Origin of the sequence: Pseudomonas sp. NBRC 111132, from assembly GCF_001320565.1 — a bacterium.
GTDB lineage: Bacteria > Pseudomonadota > Gammaproteobacteria > Pseudomonadales > Pseudomonadaceae > Aquipseudomonas > Aquipseudomonas putida_P.
Map to the genome: position 1 here is coordinate 90,783 of NZ_BCBI01000005.1, position 24,701 is coordinate 115,483.

The window sequence follows — 24,701 nt, forward strand, 5'->3', positions numbered from 1 at the left end:
CGGGCCGCAAAGCGGCCCCAAGCTCTCAATCCCAGCGAAGATCCCCAGCCGGCACCGGCCGCCCGAACCAGTACCCTTGGCCCAATTGACACTGCTCCTGCAGCAGGAAACTGGCCTGCTCGGCCTGCTCAATGCCCTCGGCATGCACCTGCATGCCCATGCTGCGGGCCAGGGCGATGATCACCCGCACGATCGCGATGTCATCCTCATCCAGCGGCAAACCGGCAACGAAGCCCTGGTCGATCTTCAGCTTCTGCACGGGCAAACGCTTGAGCCGCAACAGCGACGAATACCCGGTGCCGAAGTCGTCGATGGCCAGGGTCACCCCCAGCTCGCGCAAACGGTGCAGCTGCTCCAGCGCCACCTCAGGGTCTTCCATCACCGCGCTTTCCGTCACTTCCAGCTCCAGCAAGGCTGGGGGCAGGCCAGTTTCATGCAAAACCGCGGCGACTTGCCGGTACAGCTCATGCTGGCCAAACAGGCGGCTGGATATGTTCACCGCCACAAAGGCCAGCTGCCTGCCTTCGGCCTGCCACTGCACCATTTGCCGGCAAGCCTGGCGCAGCACCCAGGTATCGATTTCGGCAATCAGCCCGGTGCGCTCGGCAATCGGGATGAACTCGCCCGGCGGCACCAGGCCGCGCTGGGGATGCTGCCAGCGCACCAGCGTCTCGACCCCGACCTGTCGGCCTGTCGCCAGGTCATGTACCGGCTGGAAATACACCCGCAGCTCATCCTGCTCCAGGGCCCGGCGTAGCTCTCCAGCAGTCTCGACCCGGTGTTGGGCGTGGGCGGTCAGCTCTTCGGTGTACAGCGCATAGCAGGCCCGCCCGTTGCTTTTGGCCTTGTACAACGCCGCGTCGGCATTACGCAGCAACTGTTCGGCGCCCAACGCATCGCTGGGGAACAGGCTGATACCGACGCTGGCACTGATGAACAGGCGATTTTCCTCGCACAGGAACGGCTCGCGCATGCGCTCGATAATGCACTGCGCCAGCTTGCCCGCCTGGCCGACCTGTTGGCAGTTCTCGGCCAGCACAGCGAACTCGTCGCCGCCCAGGCGCGCCAGGGTCACGCCGCTACCCAGCACCTCACCCAGGCGCTCGCCCACCCGTTTCAGCAACTGGTCACCGATGGTGTGGCCAAGGCCATCGTTGATGCTCTGGAAGTGGTCCAGGTCCAGCAGCAACAGCGCGCAACCGCGCTTGTTGGCCTGTGCCGCCGCCAATGCCTGCTCGACCCGGTCGGTGAACAGCAGGCGGTTGGGCAGGCCCGTCAATGGGTCGTGGTGGGCCAGGTAGGCCAGCTCCTGTTCTGTATGCTTGATCGCACTGATGTCACTGAACACCGCCACGTAATGGCTGAGCTCACCATCGTCATCGCGAATGGCACATATGGTCTGCCACTGCGGATAAATTTCGCCGCTCTTGCGTCGGTTCCAGATTTCACCGCTCCACTCGCCCTGTTCGGCCAGGGTGGCGAAGATCTGCTGGTAGAACGCAAGGCCATGGCGACCGGACTTGAACTTGCTCGGGCGCTGGCCCATCACCTCGTCCTGCTGATAGCCGGTGATGCGCATGAAGGCACGGTTGACGTGCACGATCAGGCCCTGGCGGTCGGTGACCAGTACACCTTCGAGGGTACTGTCGAACACTGCGGCGGCCATGCGCAGCCGCTCGCGATCCTCGCAGCGCAAGCGCGCACCAGCACCGATGAAGTTCAGCAGCCGTACCCTGGAAACGTAGATCAGTACGGCACTGAACAACACCCACAGCACGATGTTGATCTGCCGCCCCACGGTCAGTGCCAGGGGGTCGTCAGTCATGCCGTGCAGCATCACCTCGGCGAGCGCCAGCCAGAGGATCGAGAGCACCACATACAGCGCAGCCATGCGCAAGGCGTCGCGAACGGAAACAGACATGTCGGGTGGGATTGCCCATCAGAAAAGAATGGGCATTATAAAGGCTCTGGCGCACTGTGGGAGCGGGTTTACCCGCGAAGATGGCAACGCGGTGGATGGCACCGGCTCTGCCGGTGTTCGCGGCTGAAGCCGCTCCCACATGGATTGCGTGAAATATCGCGTCGTCAGCTTTGACTGGTTTTATTTCCCTGCCAAGGGATAATCAGCCCCTCCTCCTGCATTCCGAGGGTTTTTACACCTATGTGGTACAACGGCCTGCTCGACTTGTCGGCCTGGCAACTGGTGGGCATCACTTTGTTGATGACCCACGTGACCATTGTCAGCGTCACGGTCTACCTGCATCGCTACTCCGCGCACCGGGCCTTGGAGCTCAACGGCGCGCTCAAGCATTTCTTCCGTTTCTGGCTGTGGCTGACCACGGCGCAGAACACCCGCGAGTGGACCGCCGTCCACCGCAAGCACCACGCCAAGTGCGAAACCCCCGACGACCCCCACAGCCCGGTGCACAAGGGCCTGAGTACGGTGTTGCGCAAAGGTGCCGAGCTGTACCGTGAAGAGGCACGCAACCCCGAAACCCTGCGCATCTACGGCAAGAACTGCCCGGAAGACTGGATCGAACGCAACCTCTACTCGCGTTACAAGCTGGGCGGTATCGCCCTGATGGCAGTCATCGACCTGCTGCTGTTCGGCACCATCGGCATCACCATCTGGGCGGTGCAGATGATGTGGATTCCGTTCTGGGCCGCCGGTGTGGTCAACGGCCTGGGCCATGCCCTCGGCTACCGCAACTTCGAATGCCGCGACGCCGCCACCAACCTGGTGCCGTGGGGCATCGTCATCGGTGGTGAAGAACTGCACAACAACCACCACACCTACCCCAACTCGGCCAAGCTCTCGGTCAAACGCTGGGAGTTCGACATGGGCTGGGCCTGGATCCGCCTCTTCTGCCTGCTGCGTCTGGCCAAGGTGCAGCGTGTGGCGCCCATCGCTCATCGGGTGGCCGGCAAGGCCAACCTGGACATGGATACCGCCATGGCCATCCTCAACAACCGCTTCCAGATCATGGCCCAGTACCGCAAGCTGGTGATCGGCCCGCTGGTGAAACAGGAGCTGGCGCGCGTCGATACCTCGGTGCGTCACCGCTTCCGCCGTGCCAAACGCCTGCTGTCGCGTGAAACCAGCCTGCTGGAAGACCGCCACCACGTGCGCATCGAGTCGATGCTCGCGCACAGCCAGGCACTGAAAACCATCTACGAAAAGCGCCTGGCCCTGCAGCAGATCTGGGCACGCACCAGCGCCAACGGCCACGACATGCTGGCGGCCATGAAGGACTGGGTACACGAGGCCGAAAGCAGCGGTATCCACGCCCTGCGCGACTTCGCGGCACAACTCAAGACCTACTCCCTGCGCCCGACCGGCGCCTGACCACCGTTGATCGGCACGCCCCACCGTGGGGCGTGCCGTCCGGAACTTAGCCCCCACGTTCCCACTCAAATTCGGCACATCGCCCGCGTGGCGGGCCGGATGCTGGCCGCACGCTTTCACGTTGAGACCCGCTTCGTGCACATGGCCAAGAACATTCCAACGACATTGCCCGGCACCCCACCTCCCGAAGCCGCCCAGACGTTACTGGCACTCCTCCACGCCCAAGGCGAGGTTGCCCGCCTGAGTGAGCGCGATCAGCTGTTCAGCTCGCTGCTCGACAGCGTCAATGCGGTGCTCTGGGCCTTCGACTGGGAAACCCGCCAGGTGCTGTATGTGAGCCCCGCCTACGAGCGCATCTTTGGCCGCCCCGTCAGCCTGGTGCTGGCCGACTACAACGAATGGCGTGACAGTATTTACCCCGATGACCTCGAGTTCGCCGAACGCAGCCTGGCTCAGGTGCTGCTCAAGGGCGCAGTGGAAGACCGCGAATACCGTATCCTCAATGCCGACGGGCAACTGCGCTGGTTGAGCGACAAGTGCTACATCAACCAGCAGCACGATGGCGACCGGGTGATCATTGTCGGTATCGCCGAAGACATCACCGAAAAGAAGCAGCTTGAAGGGGAGCTGCAGCGCCTGGCCACCACCGATGTGCTGACCCAGAGCAGCAACCGCAGGCACTTCTTCGAGTGTGCTCAGCAAGCGTTCGACAGCGCCCGCGAAGACGGCACGCCGCTGGCCTTTCTGTTGCTGGATATCGATGACTTCAAGCGCATCAACGACAGTTACGGCCACCAGGAAGGCGATCAGGTGCTGCAACACATCGCCGACAGCGGCAAAGCCGTGCTACGCCGTGGCGACCTGTTCGGGCGCATTGGCGGCGAGGAGTTCGCAGCGGTGTTCCCAGGTTGCAACGCCGAGGTCGCAGAACAGATTGCCGAGCGTTTGCAGCGGCAGATTCAGCGCTTGAGCTTCAGCCATGGGCAGCAGACCTACGGGGTGACGGTGAGCCAGGGGCTGACCGGGCTGACCGAAGAGGATGTAACGCTGGATAGCCTGTATGCCCGAGCCGATGCGGCGATGTACCAAGCCAAGCGGCAAGGCAAGAACCAGATAGTCCGCGGCTGATCAGGCAACGTGCAGGATGGCACCGGCTCGCCCGCTCCTACAGGGGCTACACCGGCGGCTCTTCCTGCGGTTTGACCTCGGGGTTTTCCACCTTGCGCAGCCGGTTCAGCTCCGGCAAGCCCAGCTTGAGCAAGCGTGCGGTCTTGCCGCTGGCTACTTTCTCCAGCCCCTGCTCAGCCGGCAGCCGCGACAGCTGCCCTGCCAGGCTCATGGCCAGGATCTCCCGCGAATACACGCCGCCGCCCAACTGGTAGATCGCCGCGATCAATTCGCGCAAGGCCAGCGGCAGCCGCCAACGGGTACGCAGCGCCGAACCGAACGCCGCACCAAACTCATCCAGCGACTGCTGCACATTGCGCTCGTCCAAGTCCCCTCCGGCCAGCCGCCACTCCTGCAGGCAGCGCAACACCGCCAGGTCACCCAGGCAATGCAGCAAGCCCGCGCAGTAACAACGCCCTTCGTCCAGCTCGAGCAGACGCGCCAGGGTGCGGCCATATTCCGCCGTATGCAGCGACAGGTCCCAGTAACGGGCCGCGTGCTCAGCCAGCAATGGGTCGCTGAGGCGTGCGCTGCGCTTGAGGGTCATGCCCAGGATCAGGTTCATGCTCTGGGTGCTGCCAAGCTTGTTCAGGGCTTGCAGCAACGTCTGCACCGGCGCCTCACGGTGCAAGGCCGCGCTATTGGCCGCCGCGATCAATACCGCCGTGACCTGCGGGTCGTTACGCACCTCCTCTTCGAGCACCTTCAGGTTCAGGCCCTGGGGGTTGAGCGCGCGCTTGATAGCCACCTGCACATCGGCCAACAGCGGCCCGCCATCGGCGTTAGCGCGACGCTGTTCAAGGTAGGCCGGCAGGCTGGCACCCGGCTGCAAGGCCGGCATTGGGCAGGCGATCTCTTCGCCAACGGCCACCAGCAGCTCTTCCAGGCGCTTGCGCAGGTTGTCCAGGTTCAACGGTTTGCTCAGGTAGGCCGTGGGGTGCAGGGGCAATGCCTCGCGCACACTGGCACTGTCGCTGCGGTTGCTCATGAGAATGAACGGCAGCCCCGGCCCTTTGGCGCGCACCTTGCGCAACAGGTCGAGGCCATCGACACCGGCCAGCTCGCGGGCGGCGATGATCAGGTCAGGCTTACTGGACAACGCACTGAGCGCTTGCGAGCCGTCGGCGCATACCTGCAGGCGCGCGTCACAGCGCACGCTGAGCAGCATTTCGCTGAGCATGTCACGTACCCAGGGATCGCCCTCGACAATCAGTACGTTTGGTGCGGTGGGGTTTGCAGCGCTCATCGCCAACTACTCCTGAATAGCCTGACACACAGTCCGTCGCAGCTTCCCAAGCAAATCCTCCGCTAACCATAGCGCCCCAAGCCTTTTCTGGGCACAAAAAAAACCCGCCGAAGCGGGTTTTTTCAGAAGCGCGTCACATCAAGCGAGTTCAGCGAAGCACTCTTCGATGATGGCCAGACCTTTGTCCAGCAGTGCGTCTTCGGCAGTCAGCGGTACCAGGATACGCAGAACGTTGCCGTAGGTGCCGCAGGACAGCAGGATCAGACCCTTTTCGCGTGCCTTGGCAACAACCTGGCCAACAGCAGCAGCGTTCGGGGTGAGAGTGCCTTTCTCGAAGACTTCAACAGCGATCATCGAGCCCAGACCACGGACGTCGCCGATGATCGGGTGCTTCTTCTGGATTTCGCGCAGGCCGGTGGTCAGGCGCTCACCCACAGCCTTGCTGCGGTCCAGCAGTTTTTCTTCTTCGAACACTTCGATCACGGCCAGGGCCGCGGCGCAAGCGATCGGCGAACCGGCGTAGGTGCCGCCCAGGCCGCCCGGAGCGATCGCGTCCATGTACTCGGCCTTGCCGCACACACCGGCCAGCGGGAAGCCGCCAGCGATGGATTTGGCGAAGGTGGTCAGGTCAGGCGCAACGCCCATCTGTTCCATGGCGAAGAAGGTGCCGGTACGGCCAGCGCCAGTCTGTACTTCGTCGGCGATCAGCAGGATGCCGTGCTGGTCGCACAGGGCGCGCAGGCGCTTCATCAGCTCTTTAGGCGCTGGCAGGAAGCCGCCTTCGCCTTGTACTGGCTCGAGGATGATCGCGGCGATGTCGCGTGGCTCGGCGTCGTTCTTGAAGATGCGCTCGACCGAAGCGATGGCGTCGTCAACGCTGATACCGTGCAGTTCGCTCGGGAACAGGGCGCGGAAGATACCGCCTGGCATCAGGCCCATGCCAGCGGAGTACGGCACAACCTTGCCGGTCAGGCCCAGGGTCATCATGGTACGGCCGTGGTAGCCGCCGGTGAAGGCGATGACGCCAGCGCGGCCGGTGGCGGCACGGGCGATCTTCACGGCGTTTTCAACGGCTTCGGAGCCGGTGGTGACCAGCAGGGTCTTCTTGTCGAAGTCGCCTGGGACCAGCTTGTTGATCTTTTCGCACAGCTCTACGTAAGGTTCGTAAGCCAGTACCTGGAAGCAGGTGTGGCTGACCTTGGTCAGTTGCTCTTGCACGGCCGCAACCACTTTCGGGTGCAGGTGGCCGGTGTTCAGCACTGCGATGCCGCCGGCGAAGTCGATCAGTTCGCGGCCTTCAACGTCGATCACAGTCGAGTTCTTCGCGGTGTCGACGAAGATCGGGTGGATCTGGCCAACGCCACGTGGGACGGCAGCTACACGACGTTGCATCAAGGATTCGTTGGTCTTGCTCATAATGCCCTCATTGCGCCGACAGGAATGGCGCTTTTATTCGGGGGGGCTGGGAGTGCTCGCGAACAGTATTCGTTGATCGACTGCCGCAAACGCCCTGGCCACCAGGTACTGCGATGTAAAAAAGGCCAGCGAGACGTCGCTCTCGCGCCCCGCTGGCAGAGGTAAAGCCTTTACCGTGCTATCAGACGCTGATGCACAGGTATTTGATTTCGAGGTAGTCCTCGATACCGTACTTGGAACCTTCGCGGCCCAGGCCCGAAGCCTTGATGCCACCGAACGGCGCCACTTCGTTGGAGATCAGGCCGGTGTTGATACCCACCATGCCGTATTCCAGCGCTTCGGCAACACGGAACACACGGCTCATGTCGCGGGCGTAGAAGTACGAGGCCAGGCCGAACTCGGTGTCGTTGGACATGGCGATGACTTCGGCTTCGTCTTTGAAGCGGAACAGCGGCGCCAATGGGCCGAAGGTCTCTTCCTTGGCGACAGCAGCAGTCTTCGGCACGTCAACCAGAATGGTCGGCTCGAAGAAGTTGCCTTCGATCAGCTTGCCACCGGACAGCACCTTGGCGCCTTTGCCAACGGCGTCTTCGATGTGTTCCTGAACCTTGGCGACAGCCTTGCCGTCGATCAGCGGGCCAGTGGTGGTGCCTTCTTCCAGGCCGTTACCGATCTTCAGCTTGGCCACAGCAGCGGCCAGCTTCTGGGCGAACGCGTCGTAGACGCCGTCCTGCACGTAGATACGGTTGGCGCAGACGCAGGTCTGGCCGTTGTTGCGGTACTTGGAGATGATCGCGCCTTCGACCGCCTTGTCCAGATCGGCGTCGTCGAACACGATGAACGGGGCGTTGCCACCCAGCTCCAGAGAAACCTTCTTGATGTCCTTGGCACATTCTTCCATCAGCTGGCGACCGATTTCGGTCGAGCCGGTGAAGGACAGTTTGCGTACCAGGGAGTTGCCGGTCAGCTCGCCGCCAACTTCACCAGCGCTACCGGTAACCACGCTCAGCACGCCAGCCGGGATACCGGCACGGTGGGCCAGCTCTACCAGGGCCAGGGCGGAGTAAGGGGTTTGCGAAGCAGGCTTGAGCACCATGGTGCAGCCAGCGGCCAGGGCCGGGCCGGCTTTACGGGTGATCATGGCGGCCGGGAAGTTCCACGGCGTGATGGCCGCGGTAACACCGATTGGCTGCTTGATGACGATCAGGCGCTTGTCTGGCTGGTGGCCAGGGATGGTGTCACCGTAGATGCGCTTGGCTTCTTCGGCGAACCACTCGATGAACGAGGCGGCGTAGGCGATTTCGCCCTTGGCTTCGGCCAGTGGCTTGCCTTGCTCGGTGGTCATCAGGCGAGCCAGGTCGTCCTGGTTCTCGATCATCAGTTCGAACCAGCGACGCAGCTTGGCCGAACGCTCTTTGGCGGTCAGGGCACGCCAGGCCGGCAGGGCCTTGTCGGCGGCTTCGATGGCACGGCGGGTTTCCGCGGTACCCATCTTCGGCACGGTACCGATGACTTCACCGGTGGCCGGGTTGGTCACCTTGATGGTCTGGCCGTTGTCCGCATCCAGCCACTCACCATTGATATAGGCTTGCTGGCGGAACAACTGAGCGTCTTTGAGCTGCATGTCGGCTTCCCGAATTGTTGATTGTTGAAAAGCGCCCAAGGCAGGGCATCGAGCGTTTGAAATCTCAAACGAATGCTAAGCGGCTGCTGGGGTGTTGGACAATAGGCTGTTCGAAAAAAAGAACGAATGGTTGAACAGCCGAGTGGAAAATTCATCATCCCGCATGATGGCAACCGGCCTCGTCGCGGGCTCATCAGGGCGCCGAACCGCCGCGAAGAGGCCGGTACAGGTTAGACGAATCAACTGTAGGAAATGTGATGGGAGGACCGACGGCCCTCCCGAAGGGGATGAATCAGAACGCCTTGGCCAAGTCGATCACCAGTGCTCGATAACCGACCGAGCCCGGCTGCCGGCTGTGTACCTTCAGTTCCACCAACACCTCCTGGGTCCCGCGCCGCACCTCGTTGAGCACGGTAGTGGTCAATTTTTCGGGGGTGAGGAAGTTCACCGAAGCCGAGTAGATGAACTGGGTGTCGGTCTCTGGCCGGTAGGCCACCACCGAGGTCACCGGGCTGTACCACTCGTCGCCGCGTGCCTTGCCGTACTCCCACACCTGCTCGACCGTGCCCTCGGCTTCGTCGATGCGGTACTCCACTGCCCGGCTGTAGTTGCCGGCCAGCTTGGTCGGCGCAAAGTCACGCCCCCAGCCATTGTCGAACACGGTCAGCGTGCCTTTGCCGGTCAGCCAGGCGGTGTGCTGGGTCCACGACCAATCGAAGCCCTCACTTTCGACCGGTTTCAGCACCTTCTCACGCAAATGCTGCGGCCAGCCTTGGGGGGAGGCGAGAATCCATTTCACCTGCTTGTCACGGCCGATCTTCACCACGCCCTGGTGACGTGCTGAAACGATGATGCTGTCGTCATCGGCGTCGTAATCAATGGCATTGACGTGTGCCCAGTTACGCCCGGTGCCCACCCCCGGCGTGTCACCAAAGGGCAAGTCGCCCTCGGCCAATTCGTTGGCCAACCGCTCGTCCTGTTTCTGCACCCCAGGCGGCAGTTGGATCGCCGCCTTGCCGAGGGTTTCCAGCAGATCGCCTCGGTAGGGGTCGAGGATTTGGTTGAGGTCCCAGAAATCGAGCACATCCCCGGCCTCGCTGACCTCGATGATATGGTCACGGATCGAGCGCACGCGCTTGCCGTCAGGGCGGCGGTAGTCGCTGGTGCCAACCCGTAGCAAGTAGGTGCCATTGCTGGTTTCGCGGATTTCATGGGAAAAGTCGGCGAACTTGTCGGGCAGGCTGCGCTGCCAGATGCGTCGGCCCAGCAGGTCGTACTTGGAGTAAGTCTGGCCCTGGCCCCAGATCAGCTTGCCATCGCGGGTCTGCTGGAACCCCATGGTGCCGCCAAGGCCATCGCGGCGGTTGGAGTCGTGGATCTGTTCGATATCCAGGTACCAGCGCACATCGCCATTGGTGTCGGCAATCCAGTTGTTGCCCACTTGATCCCATTCTGCCGCACCACCCAGGGCATTCCACTTGAAGGCGCGGCCGCCCGGAATGTCGCCCTGCAGATGGTTGAACAGGTACAGGCGGTTTTCGAAGCCCGGCGCCACTTTGACCGGTTCCACCTCTGGCAACGCAGCAGTCTGCTTCGCCACCACGGGCAGACGCACGGCGGGGGCGTAGATCTGGTACTGCTCGCGAATGCGCTCGCCATCGAGCTTGTAGGTCACTTCCACCTGGTTGACGTGGTCCGGGTACAGGCCAAATACCGGGATACCGCCGTAGGTCCACAGCGAACGGTCGGACACGTCATAGACGATGTCCACGCCCCGCTCACCGCGCCCCAGCACACGGACATGCGCGTCACTCAGGCTGCGCCCGCCGTCGCGGATGATCGCGGTCAGCGGCGCCAGGCGGTACGGGTTGACCACCACGTCGCCGAGCAGCGCTTCGTCGCGCTCCGGGACTTTTGCGGTCAGGCAGGCGCCTTCAGGCAGTGCAGGGGTTTGGGTCTTGGCATTCATGGCATAGCTCCTTGTGCTCAGAAGTCGTAACGGGCGGTTGCGCCGAAGGTGCGTGGGGTGCCGAGCACGCCGGCATAACCACCGTTGGCGGAGTTCCACAGGCTGGTGAAGTAGGTTTTGTCGCCGGCGTTTTTCACCCACAGCGACAGGTCGACCACGCCGTCGCCCTGGTCCAGGCGCACACCGGCGGAAAGGTTGACCAGCGCGTAGCTGGGGATCTGGCCGAAATCGGAATCGTCAATGGTGCCCACGGCCTTCGAACGGAAGGCGTAGCTGGCGGTGACGTAGGGCTCGATGTGCTCGCTGGCCTGCCACTTGTACTGGGTGTTGAGGTTGGCGATGTACTTGGAGGCGCCGACCACCTGGTGGCCGGACAGATCGCAGGTGGCAGTGGCATTGGCCAGGCTCACCTCCGGCGGGCATGGGGCGTCCTTGTACTCGGTGTAGCGCACGTCGTTCCACGAACCGTTGAAGTTGACCGTGAGGCCACGAATCGGCAGCGCCGTGGCCTCGAACTCCAGGCCGCGCGAGCGCACGCGCCCGGCGTTGGCCAGGTACTGCACGCGGTTGATCTGGTCGTAGACGTTGGCCTGGTAACCATGCACTTCAGCCCAGAACAGATTGCTGTTGAGTTGCAGGCGGCCGTCGAACAAGGTGCTTTTCAAGCCCAGTTCGGCGTTGTTGACCCGCTCGGTGCCCACCAGCAGCGAATCGGTGCCCAGCCGTGGCGCGGCGCCTACAGTCAGGTTTACACCGCCAGATTTCTCACCGTGAGTCAGGGTGGCGTAGCCCAGCAGTTGCTCGCTGAAGCGGTAGCTCAGGCCCAACAGGCCGGAAGGGCTGAAGCTGTATTGGTTGAGGTCGCCCGAATCATAGGCACCTATCCGGGCCTGGCGCGCAGCGGCAGCGGCCCCATCTACCGCGGCACCGCCGCTGGGCGCATCGCGAGTCACCCAGGCGCTCTTTTCTTCGTAGGTTCCGCGAATACCGGCGGTGAAGTCCAGGCGATCGGTGACATGCCAGGTGCCCTGGGCGAACAGCGCGTAGCTGTCGGTATCGATGTGCCCATCACCAATTGTGTTGACGTTGTTCAGCGCACCGGCCGGGGTCAGGTTCCAGATATCCGCCTGCGGCCCGTAATAGGTGAAGGACTTGTTGTCCAGGTCCTGCTTGAAGTAGTAGGCACCCAGCACATAGTCGAATGCACCACCGGTGGGCGATGCCAGGCGGATTTCCTGCGAGTACTGCTTGTCACGCACCGATACACCGGCACTGTAGAACACCGGCACGTTCAGGCCGTCGTCGTTGCGCGGGGTGAAGTCCCACCAGCGGTAGGCGGTGATCGAAGTCAGGGTGAAGTCGTTGGGCAAGGTCCAGTTGGCCTCCACCGAAGTGCCGCCCTGGAACACCGTCACCTGCTGGTCGGCGTCGAAATTGACCTTGCGGTCCTTGCCCGACACCAGCGTCGCGCCCGCCTGGGCGGCCAGGCTTTCGTAGCGGTTGACGCCATTGATGGTCGGCCCGGTGCTGTACAGGCTGAGGATGCCGTTGTTGGAGTCTTCTTCGTTGTACTCGCCTATCCAGCGCAGGTTGAAGGTGTCGCTGGGCTTGAACAGCAGTTGGGTGCGAAAGCCCTGGCGCTTGCCGCCGTTGAGGTCGTCACCGTTGTGGATGTTCTTCACATAGCCATCGTCTTCGGTGCGATAGGCGCTGATGCGCCCGGCCAGCGTCTCGCTGATCGGCCCCGAGAAACTGCCCTGGGTTTGCAGGTAGCCGTCTTCGCCGAACGACTGCTGGATGCTGCCTTCGCGGTGGAAGGTGGGCTTGCGCGTGGTGATGTTCAGCACACCAGCGGTGGTGTTCTTGCCGAACAACGTGCCCTGCGGCCCGCGCAGCACTTCCAGCTGCTCGACATCCAGCAGGTCGAATACCGCCATGCCGGGGCGGCCGAGGTAGACGTTGTCCAGGTAGATACCAACGCTGCCTTCCAAGCCGTCGCTGGCCGGGTTGTTACCCAGGCCACGGATCGAGATGCTCGACTGGCGCGCATGCACATAAGCGACGTTGGTGCTGGGCACCAACTGTTGCAAATCCTGCACGCGGTAGATGCGCTGAGTTTCCAGGGTTTCGCTGTCCAACACGCTGATCGGCGTGGGCACGCTTTGCGCGGTTTCTTCCCGGCGACGAGCATTGACCGTGACGGTGCCGAGCTTGGCTTCCTGTTCCACCGCCGGGGTGGCACTGACCGGCGCTTCGGCAAAGCTTCCGGAGGACGCCGCCAGCAGCACGCCAGCGGCCAAGGGTTGCAAGGTGAAACGCGACGCGCGCGCAGGCCAACGGGAAAGTCCGGACATGCAAATGCTCCTTGAGGCATGGGCCCTGGCGAGCATTTCCGTTGGCGGAACCGAGTCGCGGTCAGACGGGCTTATATTCTTTTAAGTGATATAAATATTTGTAATTCATATTTAGTGGAATAAGTAACACCCTTTATAAGGGGACTCACCCTTGTCAGCAATTGCATTTGACCGAAGGTTTTAATGTAGAAAATGCATATCGATCTGCGTCAACTGCGCCACTACATTGCCCTTGTCGAGCACCGCAGTTTCGTGGCGGCAGCGGCGGCGGTTAACCTGTCGCAATCGGCTTTCAGCCGCAGCATCCAGACCCTGGAGCACAACATCGGCTGCCGCCTGGTGGACCGCGCCAGCAAGGAACTGGCGCCAACCCGCCAGGGGTTGCTGGTGCTGGAGCATTCGCGGCGGCTGGTGCATGGGGCGCACAACCTGGTCAACGAAAATCACCAATTCAACGGCGCAACCACCGGGGTGGTGCGCTTTGGCTCCGGCCCCGCGCCAGCCGGTGGTTTGGTGCCGCGTGCGGTGGCGCGCTTCGTGGCCGAATTCCCGGCGGCGCGCACCTGCTTCCAGGTGGACAACTGGCAGGCGCTGAACCGCAAGCTGGTAGCCGAGGAGATCGAGTTTTTCGTTGCCGACACCCGCCAGTTCGAGTCTGACCCGGATTACCAAGTGCACAAGCTGACGCCGCAACGCTGGCATTTTTGCTGCCGCGCCGGGCACCCGCTGACCAAGCGGCAGAGCGTGCTGGCACGAGACCTGTTCGACTATCCGATGGCCACCACTTTTCGCCCGCCGAATATCCGCAAGATCCTCAGTGACCTTAGTGGGCGGCAGGACTTCTTGCCTGCGGTGGAGTGCGAGCATGGGTACGCGCTGCTGAATGTGGTGATGCACTCGGACACCATCGGCATTGCCTGCAATGCCAATTTGCGGCCTTATCAACGCGACGGCGGGCTGGTGAAGTTGCAGCTGGCGGACCTGACGCCGGAGCAGGAAGAAGCGTGCCATACACGCTATGGAGTGGTGAGCCGGGTGGGGTATGGCTTGTCGCCGTTGGCGCAAGGGCTGGTGAGGCAGTTGATTGCCTGTGATACCGAGATGTAGCTGGGGGCTTCGCCCCCGGATCGCAACACAAGGCCGCTACACATTGGCTCGGCGTGCGCCGTGCTTTTGTGGAAGCGGCCTTGTGTCGCGACAGGGCCGCAAAGCGGCCCCGGCACTCTCAACCTTTACGCGTAGTCCGGCTCAGTTGACCATCCACACCCACCGGCACTTCTCCCGCCAATGTCACCCGGCGCACAACCCGCGGCTGGGTCCCATAATCATCCACCGCATAATGCTGCGTCGCGCGGTTATCCCAAATCGCCACATCCCCCACCTGCCAGCGCCAGCGCACAGTGTTCTCCAGGCGCGTCACATGCCCTTGCAGCACAGCGAACAGGTGCTGCGAATCTGCCAGCGAATAGCCCTTGATGCGTTTAACGAAGTGCCCCAATTGCAGTGCCCGCTCACCACTGATCGGATGCACGCGTACCACCGGGTGCTCGGTTTCGTACACGGTCGATGTGAATACCTTGCGATAACGCTCAAGCTTGGCCGGGTCTACATCTGGCTTGATGCTGGCGTAGTCGTATTCGTTGCTGTGCACCGCCCACAGCTTGTCGGCCAGCTCGCGCAGCGGCTCAGGCAATTCCTGGTAGGCCGCAGCCGTGTTGGCCCACACGGTATCGCCACCGGATGCCGGCGCCACCACGCTGCGCAGGATCGAGGCTTTGGGGTAGGCATCGACGAAGGTCACGTCGGTGTGCCAGGAGTTGGCTCGCTGACCTTCGGCGCCATCCAGTTGCAGCAGGTAGCTGGTGCCATCGACCACCGGTACGGTCGGGTGGGCCACCGGCTCGCCGAGCAGTTTGGCAAAACCTTCCTGGCTCTGGTCATCCAGGTGGGTCTGCTCACGGAAGAAGATCACTTTGTGTTGTACCAGGGCCGCCTGAATAGCCTCGACGGTAGCTGCGTCGAGGTCGGCGGACAGTCTTACCCCGCGGATTTCGGCGCCGATACGGCCGGCAACCGGGTGAATGTCGAGTTCAAGGGCTTGTGGCGCGGTGGCCAGGGCAGCATTGCTCATGGTCGTGGTCCTTGCGGTCATTGTCGGGGTTTTTGAAGGTTCAGCGGGCGGCCTGCACGGCCTGCTCCTGTTTCAGCGCAGCATCGAGGAAACGCGGTTCGATCCAGTCGGCCACCTGGAAGCCACGGCGAATCAAACGCTCCTTGGCAGCCAGGTCGACGCCTTGCTGCAGTTGGCCGACGAATCCGGCGTCCAGGCGTGGGTCGAAGTAGTGGGCGAGGTCTTCCTTGGCCAGGTCATCGCTGAGGATGCTGCGCGGCCAATTGGCGTTGCTGGCCACCAGATCGATGTAGGCCTGACGGTTGTGTTCGTCGCGCAGCCAGGCACTGGCCTGCTCCTGGGCATTGACCAGGCGCTGCACCAGCTCGGGGTATTGACGGATGAAATCGCCGGTGCCCAGCAGCACTGCCTGGGTGCTGCCGGCGCCTTCGAGGTCACGCGAATTGACCGGTAGCTCGACCAGCCCGCGCTCACGCAGCGATAGCAGGTTGGACAGGCCCCAGGTGGCATCGATCTGCTTGGCCGCCAGCGCAGCGTTGGCGGCGTTGAAATCGAGGTTTATCACCTTCAGCTCACGCTCGCTCAGCCCCTGGCTGGCCAGGGCGCTGGCGAACGACAACTGGTTGGCAGTGCCGCGGAACACCGCCACACGCTTGCCCTTGAGGTCGTGCAGGGTCTTGATGCCAGAGCCCGGTACCACGCCCAGGTAGCTCTTCACCCCGCGCACGCCCGCCGACAGCACGCGGGTATCCAGGCCATTGGCCTTGCCGACGATTGCCGCCAGGTCGCCGAGGTACGCGAAATCAGCCTGGCCGTTGGCCAATGCCTCGTTCACCACCGGCCCGGCACCCTTGAAAAAGCGCCAGTCGATGCGGATGCCGTCCTTGGCGAATTCCTTCTCCAGCAATTGCTGGTCACGCAGTACATCGACCACACCACCGGCGCTGGGCTTGCTGCCGGCGCTCAGGTCGGGGACGGCGATGCGGATGCTTGCTGGCCTGGCCGGTTCAGCCGCGTGGGCACTTAGGGTGAACGCCAGCCCAAGGGCGGTAATCAGGTGACGCAACGGGGTTTTCATGGCAAGGCTCCTTGGCAGGCTGCCACCGGCGATGGCCGGCGCTTTGGCCAGAAGCTAGGCAGGTCTGGTTAGAACCCACAAAGATCAAAACTTCATTTTTTAGTAACTGAAAGGCATAAATCAGGCTGCATGCGGGCCTGAGCGGGGCTTGCGGAAAACGCATGGAAAATATGAGGAAAACGCAACGGCAAGGGGCTTCCCCATGCAGAGGACGCATGCTCTTATCTCTTGAATGCTGATTAAGTTAATTTTTAATTCCATAAGTGAATAACTTAACAACGCTTCGGGAAATGGCCTATGAATGGAGTGCTGAGCAGGAATCGGGGGGGGCCGCTACGCGGCCCATTCGCGGCGCAAGGCCGCTCCCACAGGGACCGCATTCTCTCTGTGCAGCGGGTTCTGCCGTGGTTGCTGCCTGTGCTGATTGCGCTGCTATGGGAGGTGGCCAGCCGGCAGCACTGGATGAGCGAGCAGATACTGCCGGCACCAGCGCTGGTGTGGCAAAGCGCGCTGGAGTTTGGCGCCGGCGAGCTTTGGGGACACCTGTGGATAAGCTTGCAGCGGTTGTTCTGGGGGCTGGCGGTAGGTATCGGCAGCGGCTTGCTGCTGGGTGTATGGCTGGGCGCTTCGCGTCAGGCGCAGACATTGGTGCTGCCAACCTTCGTGGCGCTGGCGCAGATTCCGACCCTGGCCTGGATCCCGTTGTTCATGCTGTTCTTCGGCATCGGCGAGTTGCTCAAGCTGGTGGTGCTGGTGAAAGCCGTGGTGGTCCCCATCACCTTGCACACGCTGGTCGGTGTGCGCGATGCCCAGCCCAAGCTGCGCGAGGCCGCCGCGGCGCTACGCCTGCCTCGCCATCTGCTGTTTCTGCGCCTGTTGCTACCGGCGGCCCTGCCCGCCTTTCTGACTGGCGTACGCCTGGCACTGGCCACCGGCTGGACCTCACTGCTGGCGGTCGAGTTGCTGGCTTCCAGCGAGGGGATCGGTTACCTGATGGTCTGGGGGCGGCAGCTGTTCATGCTCGACCTGGTGCTGCTGTGCATCCTGGTGATCGGCCTGGTCGGTGCCGTGCTGGAGCGCAGTTTTTCGGCCCTGGAACATCGCCTGCTTTACTGGCCGCAACCGGCCACCGGGGAACACCAGCGCGGTGCTGTGCCGCGTGGCTGGCAAAGCCTGCTGCTTCCCTTGGCGATACTGGCGCTGTGGCAGGCCAGCAGCAGCTTCGGCTGGGTCGACCCGAATATCTTGACCTCGCCACTGGAGGTACTGCGCACGCTGCTGGTCGGCCTGGCTGATGGTTCGCTACCACAAGCCTTGCTGCTCAGCCTGCAACGCACCCTGACCGGCTTGCTGCTGGGTGGCGGCGCAGGCCTGCTGGCCGGCTTGGTGCTAGGGCTGTCCCGTAATGCCGAGCGCCTGTTCGGGCCGAGCCTGACAGCCTTGCGCCAGGTGGCGCTGTTCGCCTGGGTGCCGCTGCTCACCGCCTGGTTCGGCCTGGGCGAAGGGGCCAAGCATGTATTCGTCGGGCTGGCCGCGTTCTTCCCGTTGCTGATCGCTACCCAGCGCGGTATCGCCGGCCTCTCACCACAGTTGGGCGAAGCCGCCCGCACCCTGCGTCTGGGTCTGTGGCAACGCTTGCGCCTGCTGGTACTGCCCGGTGCGGCCCCGGGCATTTTCGCGGGCCTGCGCCTGTCGCTGATCTATGCCTGGCTGGGCACCATCGGTGCCGAATACTTCATGCCCTCGGACGGCGGCATCGCCAGCCTGATGATCGGTGCCCAGCAGCTGTTCCGTATGGACCAGGTGATGGCCGCCATGCTGTTGATCGGCCTGGTCGGCGCCCTGCTCGGCACCCTTGGACAACGCCTTGAATCGCGCGCCACGCGCTGGAGAACCGCATGAACGCCTTCAACACTTCGCACCTGCACGCGGCCAACCAGCCCGACGCAACCCCGCCCCTGGTCAGTTTCGAAGGGGTGGGCAAAGTGTTCAGCGTCGATGGCCAACCGCTCGAGGCCATCCGCAACTTCAACCTTTCGATCAACCAGGGCGAGTTCATCGCCATCGTCGGCGCTTCCGGCTGCGGCAAGTCCACCCTGCTGCGCCTGCTGGTGGGGTTGGATACCGACTACAGCGGCAGCATTCGCATCGACGGCCACGCCGTCAGCGGTATTGGTGGCGAACGTGGCATCGTGTTCCAGGAGCATCGGCTGTTTCCCTGGTTGAACGTGGAACAGAACATTGCGCTGGGCCTGGCCAACGAGTCGCTCACCCAAGGTGAGCGCGCCCGGCGGGTACATGAATTCGTACAACTGGTGGGGCTGGTCGGCTTCGAGTCGGCCTATCCACACCAGCTGTCCGGTGGTATGGCCCAGCGTGTGGCGATAGCCCGTGGCCTGGTAGCCAGCCCGCGCATCCTGCTGCTTGACGAGCCGTTCGGCGCACTGGATGCGCTGACCCGCCAGCAACTGCAGGACGAATTGCTGGCCATTCGCGAGCGGGCGGGCATCACCACCTTGCTGGTGACCCACGATGCCGAAGAGGCGACGTACCTGGCGGATCGGGTTGTGGTGCTGGAGCCACGGCCGGGTCGCATCAAATCGGTGGTGGGCATAGACCTGCCGCACCCGCGCTTGCGCTCCGGCGTAGCGCTGCACGGCCTGCGCGAAAAGGTGCTGCACCAGATCACCGGCGACGGCGGCTACCTGCCGCCACCGTCACGCCGTGTAGAGGGCCTGAGGCCCGAGTTGATCGCCCTCTGAGATGTCGGCATGCATCCGGCCTGTAGGGATCTGCACAACCAACAAGGTAAAAACAGCTACAGATCAAGGCGATGGACGTCACCGATTCAGATGGGTATCATGCGTGCGCGTTGCACTCGTAGCTCAGCTGGATAGAGTACTGCCCTCCGAAGGCAGGGGTCGTGGGTTCGAATCCCGCCGAGTGCGCCATATCAAAAAAGCCCTGGGCCTGAGCCCGGGGCTTTTTCGTTTGTGCGACAAGTCGCGTTTCTGGTACTCCCGTGCCACGGGTCATTGGTGTTAGCGTGGGCGTCTTCCCGTTTCCGGACGGGTAACCCATAACAATGATTGGCGAAGGAATGCGCGCAACCATGCACCTGAAAAAACTCACCGCCACCACCCTGCTGCTGGCCAGCATCGGCTTGTTCACTCAGCCAGCCCAGGCCAACCTCACCCAGCAGCAGTCCGCTGCCATCGTCAAAGCCTTCGACGGCAGCGACCCAAGCGACTTCAAGCAGTTCCTCGGCAAGCTCAAAGGCAGCGACTTGGCCAAGGCCGATAACCTCGAGGCAACCCTCGACGCCTACCTGGCCAACACACCATTGGCCGCCGAGCAACAGGACGAAATCAACCGCCTGCTCGGCCTGTATACCCGCATCAAGTACGGCAAGGCTGCAACCGAAACCCTGCGCGAACTGGTGGCCATTCCCACCTTCAACGTCGAGGGTACGCCGCAGTACGAAAACCCTGAGTTCCTCAAGATCGCCGACAAGATCAAGGCCCTGGCCGACAGCTTCGGCCTGGCCTTCCGCAACATCGACAACCGGGTGTACGAAATTTCGCTGGGTAGCGGCAAGGAAGTGATCGGCATCCATGCCCACGCCGACGTGGTACCGGTCAACCCGGACAACTGGAAGCTGGCCGACGGTACGCGCTTGGACCCGTTCAAGGTCACCCTGGTCGGTGACCGCATGTACGGCCGCGGCACCGAAGACGACAAGAACGGCATCGTGGTGGCGATGTATGCACTGAAGGTAGCCAAGGATGAAAACTTGCCGCTCGCCCGGCAGTTCAAGCTGCTGATCGACACCACCGAAGAAACCAGCGGTGATGCCATCCCCTACTATTTCGAGCGCAACCCTACACCTGACTACAACCTGGCCCTCGACGGCGGCTACCCAGTGGTCATCGCCGAAAAAGGCTACGGCACGGTCATGGCCAGCTTCAGCAAGCGCCCGGCCACGGGCAAGGGTGCCGAAATCGTCAACCTGACCGGTGGCCTGGCCACCAACCAGATCCCGACCACATCGGTGGCGACCCTGGTGTCCGACAACCCGGCACAGCTGGCCAAACACCTGCAGCAAGCCGGCAGCAAGTATGTGAAGCAGCACGGAAGCGACTTCAGCATCGATGCCAAGGCCGACGGCAAACAGGTGTTGCTCACCGTGACCGGTGTTTCCGCCCACTCTTCGGAGCCGGAGTCCGGGGTGAACCCGGTTGCTCGCATGCTCGACTTCATCAACGGCCTTGGCCAGCAGGTACCACTCAAGCACAACCAGTTCACCGATGCGGCCCGCTACGCGGCCGACAACTGGGGCCTGGACTACCTTGGCAACAAGCTCGGCGTGGCCTTCAAGGACCCGTTCATGGGCCCACTGACCGCCTCGCTGACCTTTGTCGGCGTGGATGACAAGGGCCTGAAACTGGCGGTGAACCTGCGCATCCCCAAAGGCAAACCCATTGCCACGATCAAGGATGAACTGGCCGACAAACTGGGCAAGTGGACCCGGCAAAGCCACACATCGGTGGCGTTCGACTATAGCCTGGACGAACCGATGTACCGCAACCCCGAAGGCGAATGGGTGAAAGCTTTGCTTTCTGTGGCCTCCGAGAACCTGGGCATGAAGCATGAGTTCGGCACCTCGGCCGGCGCGACCTCGGTGCACGACTTGCCCAATGGCGTACAGTTCGGCCTGGCCATGCCGGACGTGAAATACACCGGGCACAACGACAACGAGTTCAAGACCGTGGACCAGTTCATGCTGGACCTGCAGGTAGTGAGCGAGATGGTGGCACGGCTCGGGCAAATGCCGAAGCTTTGATTGGCAGTACCGGCCTCTTCGCGGCTAAAGCCACGAGGAGGCCGGCCCAGGCAAACACCCATGACGTTTTTCAATCGACTCCATGCCGTTTCCTGCATTGCCGTGCAGAGCGCCGTACCGGATGCTTTAGTTACACCGAGACAGCGCTTTTTTCACCCGCAGAGGCCCGTATGAAGACCGTCGAACAAATCCTCAAGACCAAGTCCCAGCACCAGACCGTTTACACCATCGGCCCGGATGACTCGGTGCTCGACGCCCTGAAAATGCTGGCGGAGAAAAACGTCGGTGCGCTGCCCGTGGTCGAGGGCAACCAAGTGGTGGGTATCGTCAGTGAACGGGACTATGCGCGCAAACTCGTACTCAAAGGCCGCTCTTCCGCCGCCACACCGGTGCGCGAAATCATGAGTGCACCGGTGGTCACCGTGGAGCCCAAGCAAAAGCTCGACTTCTGCATGAACCTGATGACCGACCGTCACCTGCGTCACCTGCCGGTGGTCGACAACGGCAAACTGCTCGGCCTGCTGTCGATCGGCGACCTGGTGAAGGAAACCATCGCCGAACAGGCCAGCCTGATTCAACAAATGGAACAGTACATCCGCGGCGAGTGAGCCCCTTCAATGGTAGGCGCGCTCCAGCTCGTCCAGCTGATGGTCAAAGCTGCGCAGGCGCGCCGACCAGGTGTACACCAGCACTTCCAGGTCACGGTTCAGTACTGCCGTATTGCCGTGGCCGCTGTGCGTGGGTTCGCCCAGGTCCAGCTGGTAGCGCTCACGGGCCATGGCCTGGGCCACGCTGGACAGGTCGCGGGCGTTGGCCAGCCAGTGGTGATGATGGTCATGGATTTCGCGATCGAGCACCCGGCACTGGCGCTTCAGCGCATCCAGGCTCTGCTCCAGCGGTGTGCCCTTGAGCTCGCCCATGACTTCTTCGAAGGTGCGCCCCGAATGCCAGTAGCTGCCCCAGAAATACCGGTCGAATACGGTTTCGACGCGGCGCAGCGCCACCTTGGTGTTCCAGATGGTCAGCAACGTTCGCCCCTGGATCACTTCGCGCTTGTTCAGGTGCAACTGCTGCCAGGCGATCCAGGTCAGCGCCACCAGTACAACCGCCACGGTGACTGCGGCAGCGGCATACAGGAAATGCACCGCCTGGTTCATCTGTTGCGTCTGCCTGATGCCATAGAAGTAACTGGCCGTCAGGGTGCCCAGGATCGTCACGGAACACCAGAAACCTGGTGCGTAGGGATCTTTCATCGCGCTATCCCCTTATTGTTTTCCTGAGCATAGCAACGGCCGATCACTCGTCAGGTGCCGCTCGGCGCTTTATTTTCGGGGGCGGCGCAACGCTTCGTTGAGTTGATCGAACGGCACCGCCCAATCGGCATCTTCAATGATGCTCTCCTTGAGAAAAGCACGCTGAGAGTCGGTCCAGAACGGCGCATCCACCAGCTTGGTTTCATTCTTCAGCGGCGAATGGCTGGTGATGAACTGATCGATGCTCTTGGGATCGTCGGGCAAGCCCAACTGCTTGAACAGGTCGGCAAAGGGATGGGTCGGCGCTTCCATGGTTCCTCCTAAGCGCCAGGTAGGCCGTCCACGACGCCCGCCTGGCAGTGGTGTGAAAACATCAGCACAGCTCGCGCACTTCGGCGTGCGGCACCAGCTTCATGTACTGCTCCATGCTCATGTGGATCAAGTGATCGTGATCACCCGCCTCCAGGTAGACATCACCCTGGCGGGTTAGGCTCGGGTCGAGCAGCATTTTTATCTGGTAAGCATCGCCAAGGGCCGGCACTGCGCCGCGCTCGCAGTCATTGAACAAGCTTGGCAGGCCACTTTCACGGGTCAGTTGCCAAGCCCCGGACATGCGAACCTTGCTCATGTCCAGATGCCGGTTGGCCGGCAGCACGGCCATGATGTAGTTGCCATGACGGTCATCGAGCATCACCGACTTGGCGACCCGCTCGGCGGGCACGCCGGCCGTGCGGGCCGACTCCAGGCTGGTGGCCGAATGTGGGTGGGGAATGATGTCGTAGTCGCAGTTGGCCTTGTCCAGGCGGGCCTGCAGGGTCTTTGCCATACGCATGATGCACCTCCGGTTTCGCCCCCCAATCTCCAATTTTAGGCCGGGCCGCGGCAGGCAGGGCTAAACTTGTGTAATACAGGCAAACGAGGTGACGACAGGTGATCGCCCGCAGCTGGTGCTGGGTGTTGCTGCTGTTGTTGCTTGGCATCACGCCAGGTGGCCAGGCAGCGCCTGGTGCAGTGTGGGTGCTGGGCATCGATGACGCCATCGGCCCGGCCAGCGCCGACTACCTGGTGCGCAGCCTCGCTCAGGCTCAGGCGCAGCGCGCGCAACTGGTGGTTATCCGCATGGATACCCCTGGCGGGCTGGACAGCGCCATGCGCCAGATGATCAAGGCGATTCTCGCCAGCCCCGTGCCGGTCGCCACCTACGTCGCACCCAGTGGAGCCCGAGCCGCCAGCGCGGGTACTTACATTCTCTACGCCAGCCACGTCGCCGCGATGGCTCCTGGCACCAACCTGGGCGCCGCCACACCGGTGCAAATCGGCGGTCCGCCAGGCCCGGGCAAGGACGACAAGGGCAAAAACGGCGAAGAGGAAACCCTGGCACGCAAGCAGGTCAATGATGCCGCGGCCTACATCCGCGGCCTTGCCCAGCTGCGAGGGCGCAATGCCGAGTGGGCGGAGAAGGCTGTGCGCGAGGCCGTCAGCCTGTCGGCCAGCGAGGCGTTGCGGCTGAACGTGATCGACCAGGTTGCCGATGACCTGCCCGACCTGTTGCGCAAACTCGACGGCAAAACGTTCATGGTCGCCGGCCAGCCTCAGCAACTGCACACCACAGACGCAAGCCTGGTAGAACACCTGCCGGACTGGCGCACACGGGTACTGGCGGTGATCACCAATCCCAGCGTGGCGCTGATCCTGATCATGATTGGCGTGTACGGCCTGCTGTTCGAATTCATGAACCCTGGCTCTGCGGTGGGCGGCGTAGTCGGCGGCGTCTGCCTGCTGATGGCGCTGTACGCCCTGCAGCTATTGCCGGTGAGTTTCGCCGGCGTGGCACTTATCCTGCTCGGCATTGCCTTCATGATCGCCGAAGCCTTCTTGCCCAGTTTCGGCGTGGTCGGCTTTGGCGGCATCGTTGCCTTCGTGGTCGGCGCATTGATCCTGATCGATACAGACGCCCCCGGTTTTGGCATCCCGCTGGCCTTGATCGGCACCCTGGTACTGCTCTCGGCATTACTGATCGGCGGCGTACTAGGCATGGCCCTCAAGGCCCGCCGACGGGCACTGGTCAGCGGGGACGCCGGCCTGGTCGGCAGCCTGGTCACCGTTACCCAGGTAATGCCAGACAATCCGTTCTGTGGCCTTGTGCTGGCCCAGGGCGAGCAATGGCAAGCGCAGTGCGCAACAGTGCTGCAAGCCGGCCAGAACGTGCGGGTAACCGCGCGCCATGGCGTCATGCTGCAAGTGAGCGCTGCCGCCGCCGCGCAAGGAGAATGA

The 24,701-nt window shown here is 62.6% G+C and carries 19 protein-coding genes and 1 tRNA gene; 9 read left to right on the forward strand and 11 right to left on the reverse strand.

The window, feature by feature from the left end; translation table 11 throughout:
* Window positions 1–25 precede the first annotated feature (25 nt).
* A complete protein-coding gene (gene dibA, locus APH35_RS03960; RefSeq protein WP_012270025.1) occupies window positions 26–1,921 on the reverse strand; it encodes a phosphodiesterase DibA in 1,896 nt (631 codons plus the stop codon).
* A 240-nt stretch (window positions 1,922–2,161) separates the two neighbouring features.
* Between dibA and desA the strand changes: the two genes are divergently transcribed.
* Window positions 2,162–3,346 carry a delta-9 fatty acid desaturase DesA gene (gene desA, locus APH35_RS03965; RefSeq protein ID WP_012270024.1) on the forward strand — a complete coding sequence of 395 codons (1,185 nt, stop codon included), beginning with the start codon at window positions 2,162–2,164 and terminating at the stop codon, window positions 3,344–3,346.
* A gap of 99 nt (window positions 3,347–3,445) precedes the next feature.
* Window positions 3,446–4,474 carry a GGDEF domain-containing protein gene (locus tag APH35_RS03970; RefSeq protein WP_012270023.1) on the forward strand — a complete coding sequence of 343 codons (1,029 nt, stop codon included), beginning with the start codon at window positions 3,446–3,448 and terminating at the stop codon, window positions 4,472–4,474.
* A gap of 46 nt (window positions 4,475–4,520) precedes the next feature.
* On the opposite strand, the gene APH35_RS03975 is transcribed toward APH35_RS03970, so the two are convergent.
* The 5 genes from APH35_RS03975 to APH35_RS03995 all read right to left on the reverse strand — a co-directional run bounded on the left by APH35_RS03975 (window position 4,521) and on the right by APH35_RS03995 (window position 13,122).
* Window positions 4,521–5,759: a response regulator gene (locus APH35_RS03975; RefSeq protein ID WP_060514233.1), complete on the reverse strand. Its 1,239-nt coding sequence runs from the start codon at window positions 5,757–5,759 to the stop codon at window positions 4,521–4,523.
* A gap of 138 nt (window positions 5,760–5,897) precedes the next feature.
* Window positions 5,898–7,175 (reverse strand): 4-aminobutyrate--2-oxoglutarate transaminase, encoded by a 1,278-nt coding sequence (gene gabT, locus APH35_RS03980; RefSeq protein WP_060514234.1) that lies wholly within the window; start codon window positions 7,173–7,175, stop codon window positions 5,898–5,900.
* Between the two features lie 181 nt (window positions 7,176–7,356).
* Window positions 7,357–8,799, reverse strand: a complete 1,443-nt coding sequence (gabD, locus tag APH35_RS03985; protein WP_012270020.1) for an NADP-dependent succinate-semialdehyde dehydrogenase — start codon at window positions 8,797–8,799, stop codon at window positions 7,357–7,359.
* Between the two features lie 292 nt (window positions 8,800–9,091).
* Window positions 9,092–10,768, reverse strand: coding sequence for an aryl-sulfate sulfotransferase (locus APH35_RS03990; protein ID WP_060514235.1), 1,677 nt, complete (start codon window positions 10,766–10,768; stop codon window positions 9,092–9,094).
* Between the two features lie 17 nt (window positions 10,769–10,785).
* Window positions 10,786–13,122 carry a TonB-dependent receptor gene (locus APH35_RS03995; RefSeq protein WP_060514236.1) on the reverse strand — a complete coding sequence of 779 codons (2,337 nt, stop codon included), beginning with the start codon at window positions 13,120–13,122 and terminating at the stop codon, window positions 10,786–10,788.
* 192 nt (window positions 13,123–13,314) lie between these two features.
* Between APH35_RS03995 and APH35_RS04000 the strand changes: the two genes are divergently transcribed.
* On the forward strand, window positions 13,315–14,229 hold the full coding sequence (locus APH35_RS04000; protein ID WP_060514237.1) for a LysR family transcriptional regulator: 915 nt from the start codon (window positions 13,315–13,317) through the stop codon (window positions 14,227–14,229).
* Between the two features lie 118 nt (window positions 14,230–14,347).
* Here APH35_RS04000 and APH35_RS04005 read toward each other — a convergent pair whose 3' ends face one another.
* Both APH35_RS04005 and APH35_RS04010 read right to left on the reverse strand, forming a co-directional pair.
* On the reverse strand, window positions 14,348–15,253 hold the full coding sequence (locus tag APH35_RS04005) for a TauD/TfdA dioxygenase family protein (protein WP_060514238.1): 906 nt from the start codon (window positions 15,251–15,253) through the stop codon (window positions 14,348–14,350).
* Between the two features lie 40 nt (window positions 15,254–15,293).
* Window positions 15,294–16,331 carry an ABC transporter substrate-binding protein gene (locus APH35_RS04010; RefSeq protein WP_060514239.1) on the reverse strand — a complete coding sequence of 346 codons (1,038 nt, stop codon included), beginning with the start codon at window positions 16,329–16,331 and terminating at the stop codon, window positions 15,294–15,296.
* 297 nt (window positions 16,332–16,628) lie between these two features.
* Between APH35_RS04010 and APH35_RS04015 the strand changes: the two genes are divergently transcribed.
* From APH35_RS04015 to APH35_RS04035, 5 genes are all read left to right on the forward strand, one after another.
* Complete coding sequence (locus APH35_RS04015; protein WP_244965025.1) at window positions 16,629–18,233, forward strand: ABC transporter permease; 1,605 nt, start codon at window positions 16,629–16,631, stop codon at window positions 18,231–18,233.
* Complete coding sequence (locus APH35_RS04020) at window positions 18,230–19,093, forward strand: ABC transporter ATP-binding protein (protein WP_012270013.1); 864 nt, start codon at window positions 18,230–18,232, stop codon at window positions 19,091–19,093. Before APH35_RS04015 ends, APH35_RS04020 begins: the two co-directional genes overlap by 4 nt.
* A 112-nt stretch (window positions 19,094–19,205) precedes the next feature.
* A tRNA-Arg gene (locus APH35_RS04025) sits at window positions 19,206–19,282 on the forward strand.
* Window positions 19,283–19,443: 161 nt separating this feature from the next.
* Complete coding sequence (locus APH35_RS04030; RefSeq protein ID WP_060514240.1) at window positions 19,444–21,174, forward strand: dipeptidase; 1,731 nt, start codon at window positions 19,444–19,446, stop codon at window positions 21,172–21,174.
* A gap of 170 nt (window positions 21,175–21,344) precedes the next feature.
* Entirely contained in the window at window positions 21,345–21,782 is a 438-nt protein-coding gene (locus APH35_RS04035; RefSeq protein WP_012270011.1) for a CBS domain-containing protein, read from the forward strand.
* A gap of 6 nt (window positions 21,783–21,788) precedes the next feature.
* Here APH35_RS04035 and APH35_RS04040 read toward each other — a convergent pair whose 3' ends face one another.
* From APH35_RS04040 to APH35_RS04050, 3 genes are all read right to left on the reverse strand, one after another.
* Entirely contained in the window at window positions 21,789–22,427 is a 639-nt protein-coding gene (locus tag APH35_RS04040) for a hypothetical protein (protein ID WP_012270010.1), read from the reverse strand.
* 69 nt (window positions 22,428–22,496) lie between these two features.
* Window positions 22,497–22,739: a DUF2789 domain-containing protein gene (locus APH35_RS04045; protein ID WP_012270009.1), complete on the reverse strand. Its 243-nt coding sequence runs from the start codon at window positions 22,737–22,739 to the stop codon at window positions 22,497–22,499.
* Between the two features lie 61 nt (window positions 22,740–22,800).
* Window positions 22,801–23,259 carry an aminoacyl-tRNA deacylase gene (locus APH35_RS04050; protein WP_012270008.1) on the reverse strand — a complete coding sequence of 153 codons (459 nt, stop codon included), beginning with the start codon at window positions 23,257–23,259 and terminating at the stop codon, window positions 22,801–22,803.
* A 98-nt stretch (window positions 23,260–23,357) separates the two neighbouring features.
* Here APH35_RS04050 and APH35_RS04055 point away from each other — a divergent pair, with 98 nt between their 5' ends.
* Window positions 23,358–24,701, forward strand: coding sequence for an NfeD family protein (locus APH35_RS04055; protein WP_060514241.1), 1,344 nt, complete (start codon window positions 23,358–23,360; stop codon window positions 24,699–24,701).

Excerpts from the sequence above, each read along its gene's own strand:
- dibA (WP_012270025.1), bottom strand. The coding sequence starts at position 1,921 with ATGTCTGTTTCCGTTCGCGACGCCTTGCGCATGGCTGCGCTGTATGTG.
- desA (WP_012270024.1), top strand. The coding sequence starts at position 2,162 with ATGTGGTACAACGGCCTGCTCGACTTGTCGGCCTGGCAACTGGTGGGC.
- APH35_RS03970 (WP_012270023.1), top strand. The coding sequence starts at position 3,446 with ATGCTGGCCGCACGCTTTCACGTTGAGACCCGCTTCGTGCACATGGCC.
- APH35_RS03975 (WP_060514233.1), bottom strand. The coding sequence starts at position 5,759 with ATGAGCGCTGCAAACCCCACCGCACCAAACGTACTGATTGTCGAGGGC.
- gabT (WP_060514234.1), bottom strand. The coding sequence starts at position 7,175 with ATGAGCAAGACCAACGAATCCTTGATGCAACGTCGTGTAGCTGCCGTC.
- gabD (WP_012270020.1), bottom strand. The coding sequence starts at position 8,799 with ATGCAGCTCAAAGACGCTCAGTTGTTCCGCCAGCAAGCCTATATCAAT.
- APH35_RS03990 (WP_060514235.1), bottom strand. The coding sequence starts at position 10,768 with ATGAATGCCAAGACCCAAACCCCTGCACTGCCTGAAGGCGCCTGCCTG.
- APH35_RS03995 (WP_060514236.1), bottom strand. The coding sequence starts at position 13,122 with ATGTCCGGACTTTCCCGTTGGCCTGCGCGCGCGTCGCGTTTCACCTTG.
- APH35_RS04000 (WP_060514237.1), top strand. The coding sequence starts at position 13,315 with ATGCATATCGATCTGCGTCAACTGCGCCACTACATTGCCCTTGTCGAG.
- APH35_RS04005 (WP_060514238.1), bottom strand. The coding sequence starts at position 15,253 with ATGAGCAATGCTGCCCTGGCCACCGCGCCACAAGCCCTTGAACTCGAC.
- APH35_RS04010 (WP_060514239.1), bottom strand. The coding sequence starts at position 16,331 with ATGAAAACCCCGTTGCGTCACCTGATTACCGCCCTTGGGCTGGCGTTC.
- APH35_RS04015 (WP_244965025.1), top strand. The coding sequence starts at position 16,629 with ATGAATGGAGTGCTGAGCAGGAATCGGGGGGGGCCGCTACGCGGCCCA.
- APH35_RS04020 (WP_012270013.1), top strand. The coding sequence starts at position 18,230 with ATGAACGCCTTCAACACTTCGCACCTGCACGCGGCCAACCAGCCCGAC.
- APH35_RS04030 (WP_060514240.1), top strand. The coding sequence starts at position 19,444 with ATGCACCTGAAAAAACTCACCGCCACCACCCTGCTGCTGGCCAGCATC.
- APH35_RS04035 (WP_012270011.1), top strand. The coding sequence starts at position 21,345 with ATGAAGACCGTCGAACAAATCCTCAAGACCAAGTCCCAGCACCAGACC.
- APH35_RS04040 (WP_012270010.1), bottom strand. The coding sequence starts at position 22,427 with ATGAAAGATCCCTACGCACCAGGTTTCTGGTGTTCCGTGACGATCCTG.
- APH35_RS04045 (WP_012270009.1), bottom strand. The coding sequence starts at position 22,739 with ATGGAAGCGCCGACCCATCCCTTTGCCGACCTGTTCAAGCAGTTGGGC.
- APH35_RS04050 (WP_012270008.1), bottom strand. The coding sequence starts at position 23,259 with ATGCGTATGGCAAAGACCCTGCAGGCCCGCCTGGACAAGGCCAACTGC.